This window comes from Geminocystis sp. M7585_C2015_104 (assembly GCA_015295805.1).
Classification (GTDB): Bacteria; Cyanobacteriota; Cyanobacteriia; order Cyanobacteriales; family Cyanobacteriaceae; genus DVEF01.
Genome location: DVEF01000042.1, coordinates 1 through 9,797 on the forward strand (window position 1 = coordinate 1; position 9,797 = coordinate 9,797).

Below are 9,797 nucleotides of genomic sequence, written 5' to 3' on the forward strand. Positions count from 1 at the left end.
GTGGGGGTAGGGCATAGGGGATAGGGTGTAGGGGGTGGGGTGTAGGGGGTTATAAAGAATCTGTGTTGGCAAGGTTTTCTTCGAGGTTTTTTCTGTTTTCGATTTGGCAGAGGAAGTAGCCTGTCATCATAGCGGAGGCTAAGAGATGGGCGAGTTTTTCTCTGTCAGTGATGATTTGGACATTGAATCCCTCTTGGGGTAATACCCCCAGCAAACCTTGTACATTGTAGCTGATAATCTCTCTAACCTCAGGGGAAGCCGATTGGGCAATTCTCTGTAGAGTCTCAGGGGGTTGTTTTTGGAGATATTCTACTAGGGTGTTGCGCACTTTGGTTTCCGACTGGTACTGGAAAAAATTAGAATCAAACATTATTATCTGCTTCCTCTGTTGGAAATGGCCTTGTGTCTTTATACACCTATTAGACATATGATAGTGTTTTTTTGAGCCGGCTGTGTAGGGAAAGCCGGATAAGAAAATCAGTGCAGTCAGTTACAGGATTGTGTCACAATCGAAAAAGTAGTCCTAGTAAAAACTAACCAGTTTATGAATGCACCAATTAGAGCCGTAACCGCCCCCTATAGGGGAGACGCCTATTATCGCACACCCCCGCCGGATTTGCCATCCTTGTTGCTGAAGGAGAGAATAGTCTACCTAGGATTGCCTTTGGTTTCCCCAGACGAGTACAAGGAACAATTGGGGGTAGATGTGACAGAATTGATTATTGCCCAGTTATTGTATCTGGAATTCGATGACCCAGAAAAGCCTATCTATCTCTACATCAACTCCACTGGCACTTCCTGGTATGGCGGCGAGGCTATTGGCTTTGAGACGGAGGCCTTTGCCATCTGTGATACCATAAACTACATCAGACCTCCCGTTCACACCATCTGTGTTGGACAAGCCATGGGCACAGCTGCCATGATACTGGCTTGTGGTACAAAAGGCTACAGAGCGAGTCTACCCCATGCTACCATCATACTGCATCAAGCCCGTCAGGGGGCCCAAGGACAAGCTACAGACATTCAAATCCGGGCAAGGGAGGTGTTGGCCAACAAGAGGATGATGATAGACATCCTAGCAGAAAAAACTGGTCAACCCCGGGAAAGAATTGAAAGGGACACTGATAGAATGTTCTACATGACCCCTCAACAGGCCCTGGAATATGGCCTCATTGATAAAATACTAGAACCTACAAAAAAACTACCGGTACCATTGGCGGGAAGCAACACCTGAATGTGATATAGGAGAAAAATATGCCTATTGGAATACCCAGAGTTCCCTATCAAATCCCCGGACAACCCTACACCGAATGGATTAATATTTACGATAGACTCTACCGGGAGAGAATTATCTTCTTGGGGAGGGGAATAAATGACTCTCTCGCCAACCAGATTATTGCTGTAATGTTGTATTTGGACTCAGAAGATAATACAAAGCCCATCTATCTGTATATTAACTCGCCTGGGGGTTCGGTGACGGCAGGGTTGGCTATCTATGACACCATGCAACACATTAAGTCGGAAGTGGTAACCATCTGTGTGGGTTTGGCCGCCAGTATGGGGGCATTCCTTTTGGCGGCAGGCAGTAAAGGAAAACGTCTGGCACTGCCCCATTCTCGTATTATGATCCACCAGCCTTTTGGAGGCACCCAGGGGCGTAGACAGGCTACTGACATCGAAATTGAAGCCAAGGAAATCCTCCGCATTAAACGGGAATTGAATGAACTACTGGCACTACACACTGGACAACCTGTGGAAAAAATCGAAAAGGATACTGACAGGGATTTCTTCATGTCTGCTTACCAGGCTAAGGAGTATGGCATTATCGATCGGGTGATTGAAGATAAACGTAATTAACCCTTGACTTTTTGTTCCAAACATTGTATAATCGCCCGGAAAATGTAATGAAAGCAACAGTCGAGTGTATGAAGGAGGAAGTAAGGGTGGCAAGGAAAAGGAAAAGAAAAAGTCGTCGCCGCCTGGAAGGACGTAAGATCCTGGAGTTAGTGCCCCACTACTATATAGAAAGCGGAGAAGACAAGCCTGTTACTGCCGCCCGTAAATACATCCGCGCCAATCAGATTCAACCTCCGGCTGTGGTAGTAGTTAAACGCAACGAACACACTACCGACCGGTTTTTCTGGGCTGAAAAGGGGCTGTTTGGCGCTCAATATGTGGAAGAAAACCACTTCCTCTTCCCCAGTCTGAGAATGATTAGGCCACAGGTAAAGGCTAGTGCCGCTAGTGCTTCTGCTGCTACGACTGCCACTGTAACTGCTGTCAACACTAGCACCTCTGTCTTGTCTTCTAGTTGCTAGGCCGGGCAACGGACTGGCTTTCACCCCCCCCCAGCCAGGGGAAAGGAGACTGTTGCCCATACCCCCTCTCCTTTTCCCCACACGGGCGTGGGCCCATAACCAGAAGATTACTATACCTGTTCGGGTTTGGGCTTCGTAACCTTTTTGTGGTGCGAAATGCTGGGGTTTAGGACTGACTAGGGGTGGTGGGATTTTCATTTTACTTTTGTAGTGCAGAACAATACCTCATGCGGAAAGAGGGCAAACGGAGGCAGGTAAGCCCCTCTACAAGGGCTCAGACTAACAGCAACTTCATGGTAAACACCCCTGGGGGGGCAGGACTTTTTGGCGATAAATACACAAGCCCTATACCAAGTTCCTCAGCCCTCTTTTTAAGCCTCTGACGCCCCCTGAAACCTGAAATTAGCAGGGAGCACTACTTTTGCCCTCTTATTCCCATTGGCTCGCCTGATATCTTCCAATGCCCTGCAAAGGCCTATAGCACAGGCTGGGCGCACCGTTTCTGATATCTTTGAGAAAAACCTCATGGGCGCCTTTTACTCTTCTGTGGTCAAGTCATCCTTATTTTTCCAGTGAAGCCTTCTCACAGGGGTTAAAAAATACTCTACTTGATGCTGTTGTTTTACAAGACTTTTGAAGGTATATTAAGACAGAAGTCAAAGTACATGAGTCTGGAGGCAGAAGTAGAACAGTTAGTCCAATTACATCCCACCCCCTCACCCTAAATCTTATCCCCTTTCTGTTATATTTCCCCGGCCACGGGGGTACTATTGTTTCTTTGGCAGCCGGGGTAACGCCATTGGTGTTTGACAACCACCTTTTAGGGGAAGGGTTGTCGAGGGATTATGGCCACTGCCGCAATGGCATCGTCTTCTTCCAAACGCTGTAGTCTCACCCCGGAGGCGTAACGGGATTGTAGAGAAACGGTATCCACGTCACAACGAATAACCATACCTTTGGTGGTTATCAGCATAAACTCGTCATGGGGATGGACAACAGACAAACTGGCCAATTCATCCCCCTCTTTCCGGAAACTAATGGCTTTCACCCCCATTCCCCCCCGTTTTTGCAGTCGGAATTGAGCAATGGGCACCCTTTTACCAAAACCACTGGTAGTTACAGCCAAGGCCCAGGGGGCACTATTTTCCCCTAATTCCACTTCCGTGTCCATCTCTTCCCCCACTTTTTCCGAGTCCCCGGCTATATTCGCTGTTATATTACTGGGTAGTACATCCATTCCCACTATTTTATCCCCCTCCCTTAGTGTCATGGATTTTACCCCCCTCGCATTTCGTGCCAGGGGGCGTAATTGCTCATTGTCGGCATGAAAGTGGATTGCCATCCCTTTCTTAGTGCCAATGAGGATGCTATCTTCCTGTTTAGCCAGTCTTACCCATCTTAACTGATCATCTTGTTCTAGGGAAATAGCAATTAAACCCTTATTGCGGACGTTTTTAAAGGCAGCCAGTGGGGTTTTTTTGATATACCCCTTTTCCGTCAACATTATCAGATACTGGTTTTCCTCAAACTCGCCCACGGCGATAATGGAGGTGATCTTTTCCCCACTGCCTATGGGCAACATTTGCACTATGGGCACACCCCTGGCGGTGCGGGAATGGGAGGGGATTTGATAGGCGTTGAGGGGATATGCCAATCCTTTGTCACTGAAGAAGAGAATGGTATCGTGTTCACTTCCAGTTACAAAGTGTTCTACAATGTCATCCTCCTTGAGAGAGGCACCCACTTTGCCTTTGGTGGCGCGATTCTGTGACTGGAAGGTGTCTAAGGGCATTTTCTTTAAATATCCCTGTTGAGTGAGAAGAATGGCCACTGGCACATTAGCAATCAAATCCGTGTCTTCTATTGACACCTCATCATCTATTATCTGGGTGCGTCGGGGAGTAGCATAAACGGACTTGATTTCTAATAATTCTTTTTCAATAACCTCATAAATCCTTTCCTTACTGGCCAAAATGTCCCTCAGTTGCCCAATTTGTTGTTGTAACTGCTGGTATTCGCTTTCTATTTTTTCCGCTTCCAAAGCCGTAAGGCGCCTTAATTGCATCTGTAGTATAGCCTCTGCCTGGGCGGGGGATAGTTGAAGGTTGGTAACCAGTTGTTGTTTTGCTACCTGAGTGTCATCCGCCCCACGAATTAGCTCAATTACCCTATCCAAATGCGCCAGGGCTGTTAGTAACCCCTGGAGGATATGGGCTTTTTCTTCTGCTTTTTGTAAATGGTAACGGGTGCGACGGGTGATTACTTCTTCCCGAAAGTCTAAGAAAACTCTTAAAAACTCCTTCAGAGACAATAATTGTGGTTTATTACCTACCAAGGCCAGCATATTTGCCCCAAAGTTTGTTTGTAGTGCAGTATGTTTATAGAGGTTGTTGAGGATAACCCGGGGATTGGCCTCTCGTTTCAATTCCAGCACAATGCGCATGCCACTGCGATCGCTTTCGTCGCGAATGTCAGAAATGCCTTCTATTTTCCTGTCATTGACCAGTTCAGCTATTTTTTCAATAAGGGCGGCTTTATTAGTTTGGAAGGGCAACTGGGTGATGATGATGGCATCTTTTTCCTGTCTGCCTCTAGAAATAGTTTCTACGTCGGCTACTCCTCGCAGGGTAATAGTGCCTCTGCCGGTGGTATAAGCCTCTTTAATGCCCTGTCTGCCCAGAATTTGTCCACCGGTAGGGAAGTCAGGGCCCGGTATATACTTCATTAATTCTACATCAGTAATATGGGGATTATGAATCAGGGCGATAGTACCATCAATCAACTCCCCCAGGTTATGGGGAGGTATATTTGTAGCCATGCCCACTGCAATCCCAGTGGCTCCATTAAGTAACAGTTGAGGGATTCTAGCGGGCAAAACCACTGGCTCTCGTTGGGAACCGTCAAAATTGTCTATAAAATCTACTGTGTCAGCTTCTATGTCTTGTAACAGGCCGTCCACTGACAAAGCCCGTAAACGGCATTCGGTGTAGCGCATTGCCGCCGGGGGGTCATTATCTATACTACCGAAATTCCCATGGCCATCGATCAAAGGCTCTCTCATGGAAAAATCTTGTGCCATCCTCACGAGGGCCTCGTATACTGCTGCATCGCCGTGAGGGTGGTATTTCCCCAACACTTCTCCTACTACCCTGGCGCATTTGCGGAAAGGTCTATCTGCCGTCAACCCCAGTTCGTACATGGCATACAGGATGCGACGGTGTACTGGTTTTAGCCCATCTCTTGCATCTGGCAATGCCCTTCCCACTATTACGCTCATGGCGTATTCTAAGTAGGAGTCTCTCATTTCCCTACTCAAGTCTGTGGGCACTATCCGCTCTTTTGCTGTCATACCTTTTCGCCTTATTTCCTCTTCAATCTCAATTCAATTTTTTGCTTAGGGTTGAAATTGGTCAGTTCGACTTTTTCTTTTCCCCTTTTGAGTCGGTTTACTTATTCTAACATATATTCGTTTATTTTTTATGGCTAATAATTCCAAATTTGAGGAGATTGGGCCTCACCTATAAACCAGGTAACATATTTTAATATCGCTGCCAAAAATAGCTTTTCTTTATAAGCGATATTATTTAGTTTATAAGCATTAAAAAAATTCACTGATAGGGTGATATATGAGTTTTGAAGAAAAGCTAGAGAGTTCAAAATTGACCCGAGGGATGTGGATACTGTGGATTTTATCCGCGGGATTAATTGCCTTGGATGGATTTGATTTTTTTATCATAGGGGTGGCCTTACCATTCATTGAAAAAGACTTCGAGCTAACGGCGACACAAATTGGGGAGGTAGCGGTAGCGGCTATTGTGGGCTCATTGGTGGGCTCGTTGACTTTGGGGGCAATTACTGATAGAATTGGCAGACAAAAAATGTTGTTAATTGACGTAATAATTTTTCTAATTTCTAGTGGTGGCGCCGCCTTGGCATGGTCAGCTTCTTCTTTGATTTTCTTCCGTTTTTTGGTAGGGGTAGCCATTGGGGCGGATTATCCAATAAGTGTGGCTTATATTACAGAAAATGTGCCTTCTCGTTACCGGGGAAGGATGATAATAGGGGCATTCACCTTCCAGGCTGTTGGTGCTGCTTTGGGGGCGTTAACGGGAATTGTGGTGATAAAATCCTGTATTCTCTTCAGCCCAAACCCTCTAGAAACTGCCGTCAAACAGGGTTGGCGAATTATGTTGGGGGTAGGCTTGATAATGGCGATTATTATTTACCTGCTAAGACTACAATTCTTGTTAGAAAGCCCTCGGTATTTTATCACCAAAGGTGACTATAAAGCAGCCTCTATTGCTGCCTCAGAGTTGCTAGAAATGGAGATAGAAATAACACCAGAAAATGAGCCGCCGCCGGGTGATAATGTCAGCTGGTTGGCATTGTTTTCTAGGCACTGGCGCCAGACTGTTTTTGCAGCGGTGCCATGGTTTTTGCAGGACATTTCTACCTACGGCATAGGCATTTTCACCCCTACTATTATTTCCGTTTTGGCTTTTTCCAAAGAGACGGATTTTTTGTCAGTTCAAATCAACTCTGCCCAGGGGGCCGCTATAGTGGATCTGTTCCTAATAATAGGCTTTTTGGTGGCAGTATTGTTAGTGGATAAAGTAGGAAGGGTAAAATTGCAAATTGTCGGCTTTTTAGGCATGGCCTTGGGGCTAGTAATTCTAACCCTAGGAGGGGGAAATAATTCCTCTTTGATAACAGTGTTGGTGGGTTTTTTTGTATTTAATTTTTCCATGAATGCTGGACCCAACGCCACCACGTTTGTGCTGTCGGGGGAGGTATTCCCCACCGCCATTCGCGCCACTGGTGCAGGTTTTGCGGCGGCGTTTGCCAAACTGGGGGCAGTGTTGGGCACCTACCTCCTTCCCATACTGCGAGTGGAAATAGGAGTCAATAGGGTGTTATATATACTGGCAATATCCTGTGTGCTGGCCGCAATAGTTACCTATGTTTTCAGGATAGAAACCACGGGAAAATCCCTAGAACAATTGGACAGTGTATAGATATAGATATAGTATCCCCCCAGGGGAGGGGGAATATACACTAGGGGGAGGTGGGGAGATTTATGCCACGATCCCTCAAGAATCTGCCCGTTTCGCGACTGGGGGTGTAATTATAACCAATACCACTGTGGGGCTCAGAATCGTCCAGAATCCGCGGGGTTATGATAACCACCACCTCGGAACGGGTTTTCTGTTTGGTAGAGGCGCGGAACAAACTGCCAATAATGGGCAAGTCTCCCAAAATAGGGATTTTAGACACCGTGGTACGCTCGCTGTCCTGAATGATACCAGTGAGGATCAGGGTTTGCCCATCCCGCATACGGATTCTACCTGAGGAAAGTCGTCTTGTTTGCAGGAGGGTTATGGTGTTAAGGGCCTGTCCACTATCAAACCGTATCTCCCTTGCTGGCACACTTATGTCAGGATTGACTTCTAGGGTTATAAAACCATTGTCATCGATTTTCTCTACCCTTACTGAAAGCTTCAAACCAGCTATGCCCTTTTCGGGGTTTACAATAACGTAGGTGGTACCAGTGGCCTCGTCTGTGACTCTTTCTGACCTTACCCCCACAATCACCTCCTCTCCCAGTTCCACGTCCGCTTTTTGCCCATCTTGTATCACGATAGTAGGATCGGTTAGTATTTTGGCATTGCCAGACTGAATACTGGCCCGAATCTGTGCTAGGAAAGCCTGGGGCACATTGAAATTCAGTCCCGGGGTGACTGTGGCCATCCCTCGGGGATTGTTGGGGTCAAATGTTGTCCCAAAGGGGGTTATTCTTCCCGGATTTGGGAAACCTAAGGGTTGTCCCTGTAGGGTCCTAGTGACAGTCCTGTTGACACTGTCTGTGAGAGTTTGGGTGAGGTTGTTCAAATCTGACTGGTTGAGGCTTCTTTCCAGGGTTTCAACGGTAGTTTGAGTCAGGGCCTCTTGTAGGGCGCGGGTTAGAGTTTCCACCTGTGAGCGGGAAAAGTTCGTAGTACTGCCAAACTGGTTCAATGTTCTGTTGATAGTGTCATTTAAATTTCGCGAAAGAGTGTCAGTCAAATTTCTCGCCACTTCCTGGTTGTTGGTTTGGTTGAGGAGATTTTGGACATCTCTAGTAATTGCCTCGGTTAGGTCTCTGCCAAAGTTCTCAGTTATGGTAATAGTCTCCTGGAAGGCCGGTTGTAATCCTCCTCCGGGGCCACTTACTCGCCACTGCTGGGGATCCACATTGCCACTGTTGGTACCGAAGTTGATTACGCCCACGCCGCCGTCTTGAATTACACCTGTGTTATCAATCCCAAAGGAGAAACTAGAACCAAAACTGTCCTGTTGACCCAATTGTACATCCACCACCTTGACGTTCACCGCCACCTGACGACGACGCACATCCAGTTGAGTAAGGAAGGACGTAGCAGTTTGTACCAGATGAGGCTCCCCCACTAGGGTTATACTGTTGTTGATGGGATCGGCATGAACTGTTAGTCCTCTTAGTATTAGATACTCATTTTCTCTCTCCTGGTTTGTAGGTAGGGCCCTCAATGAAAAAGTTGGCTTGCCACCCCCTGTAGCTTCTTGTGCTTCCACAATATAACCCTGCGCCCCCTGACTGTTTAGGAAATTGGCTGCCCCAATGACATTATACTGATTGAGGCGGATGGTGCGGGTGATGCTGTTCTTTACGCTAGGGGGCAGTGTTTTGCCTATAAAGATGGTATTGCCCTGACGACTGGCGTTTAACCCCGACATCAAGAGGACATTGTTGAATATATCCTGTATGGGTTCATTGTCTAACTCTAGGGTGATGGTTTTGGTGGCAGCCTCCTTCTCCCCCTCAGTGAAAATGACATTTAAACCGGCTGCCCGAGCCAAGAGTGCCAAAACTTCAGGAGCAGGGGCACTTCTCAACACCAGTCGTGGCACTCTGGCATTGGTGCCCAAGTCTACTCTGGGGGGGAGTGCGTTAACATTGGACACGGCCATGTCTCCCACTGGGGGGGCCACTGCCCTGGGCAAAAAGGGCGGGGGAGCCGCCGGTTGGGGTGCCGTGCCATTTACCGGTTTTCCGTCTATTAGTATCGTTGGGTTGGGAAATAATACCTCTTGATTCTGACTGTTGCTTTCCCGAGGGGGTGACTGGGCAATCCAGGGGGTGGGCTTTCCCTCCCCCGGTTTGGCGTCTAACTTTACGTTGGCAGTGGCACCCATTGGCCATAAAAACAGGAGGGCTACACTGCCACTCACAAGTCCTAACGGGCGATAGACTTTCCCCATTGGTTTTCCTCCTACACACGTACTAATTTTCCCAACAAATGGAAGTATTGCCATGATTTTACTGGGGCTGTTGCCCCTGTTGTTGTTGCTGTTGTTGCCCCTGTTGTTGCTGATTTTCCGTGGCAGGGGGTTGCAAGTCTGGGAAAATAGCTTTTAGGGCCATAGTGGTTTTCAGTTTAGGCAGCTGGGAGACACTGACATTGA

At 47.3% G+C, this 9,797-nt stretch carries 8 protein-coding genes; 4 read left to right on the forward strand and 4 right to left on the reverse strand.

The genetic code is table 11. The annotated features are described in order from the left end of the window. Window positions 1–49: 49 nt before the first annotated feature. The gene (locus tag IGQ44_05165) at window positions 50–373 is read right to left on the reverse strand and encodes a DUF760 domain-containing protein (GenBank protein ID HIK37362.1); all 324 of its coding nucleotides are present in this window, start codon (window positions 371–373) and stop codon (window positions 50–52) included. 171 nt (window positions 374–544) lie between these two features. Here IGQ44_05165 and IGQ44_05170 point away from each other — a divergent pair, with 171 nt between their 5' ends. The 3 genes from IGQ44_05170 to IGQ44_05180 all read left to right on the forward strand — a co-directional run bounded on the left by IGQ44_05170 (window position 545) and on the right by IGQ44_05180 (window position 2,318). After that, entirely contained in the window at window positions 545–1,234 is a 690-nt protein-coding gene (locus IGQ44_05170; protein HIK37363.1) for an ATP-dependent Clp protease proteolytic subunit, read from the forward strand. A gap of 20 nt (window positions 1,235–1,254) precedes the next feature. Continuing rightward, window positions 1,255–1,857: an ATP-dependent Clp protease proteolytic subunit gene (locus IGQ44_05175; protein ID HIK37364.1), complete on the forward strand. Its 603-nt coding sequence runs from the start codon at window positions 1,255–1,257 to the stop codon at window positions 1,855–1,857. An 86-nt stretch (window positions 1,858–1,943) separates the two neighbouring features. Continuing rightward, window positions 1,944–2,318 (forward strand): DUF3155 domain-containing protein, encoded by a 375-nt coding sequence (locus IGQ44_05180; GenBank protein HIK37365.1) that lies wholly within the window; start codon window positions 1,944–1,946, stop codon window positions 2,316–2,318. Window positions 2,319–3,138: 820 nt separating this feature from the next. On the opposite strand, the gene gyrA is transcribed toward IGQ44_05180, so the two are convergent. Further along, window positions 3,139–5,667: a DNA gyrase subunit A gene (gene gyrA / locus IGQ44_05185; GenBank protein ID HIK37366.1), complete on the reverse strand. Its 2,529-nt coding sequence runs from the start codon at window positions 5,665–5,667 to the stop codon at window positions 3,139–3,141. Between the two features lie 277 nt (window positions 5,668–5,944). Between gyrA and IGQ44_05190 the strand changes: the two genes are divergently transcribed. After that, window positions 5,945–7,333: an MFS transporter gene (locus IGQ44_05190; protein HIK37367.1), complete on the forward strand. Its 1,389-nt coding sequence runs from the start codon at window positions 5,945–5,947 to the stop codon at window positions 7,331–7,333. A 40-nt stretch (window positions 7,334–7,373) separates the two neighbouring features. Here IGQ44_05190 and IGQ44_05195 read toward each other — a convergent pair whose 3' ends face one another. Beyond that, the gene (locus IGQ44_05195; GenBank protein HIK37368.1) at window positions 7,374–9,593 is read right to left on the reverse strand and encodes a secretin and TonB N-terminal domain-containing protein; all 2,220 of its coding nucleotides are present in this window, start codon (window positions 9,591–9,593) and stop codon (window positions 7,374–7,376) included. A 58-nt stretch (window positions 9,594–9,651) separates the two neighbouring features. Further along, window positions 9,652–9,797 (reverse strand): hypothetical protein (locus tag IGQ44_05200; GenBank protein HIK37369.1); only part of this gene is annotated, 146 nt, incomplete at its 5' end.

What these genes read in the sequence shown, in the direction of transcription:
- IGQ44_05170 (HIK37363.1), top strand. Translation starts at nt 545, where the DNA reads ATGAATGCACCAATTAGAGCCGTAACCGCCCCCTATAGGGGAGACGCC.
- IGQ44_05175 (HIK37364.1), top strand. Translation starts at nt 1,255, where the DNA reads ATGCCTATTGGAATACCCAGAGTTCCCTATCAAATCCCCGGACAACCC.
- gyrA (HIK37366.1), bottom strand. Translation starts at nt 5,667, where the DNA reads ATGACAGCAAAAGAGCGGATAGTGCCCACAGACTTGAGTAGGGAAATG.
- IGQ44_05190 (HIK37367.1), top strand. Translation starts at nt 5,945, where the DNA reads ATGAGTTTTGAAGAAAAGCTAGAGAGTTCAAAATTGACCCGAGGGATG.
- IGQ44_05195 (HIK37368.1), bottom strand. Translation starts at nt 9,593, where the DNA reads ATGGGGAAAGTCTATCGCCCGTTAGGACTTGTGAGTGGCAGTGTAGCC.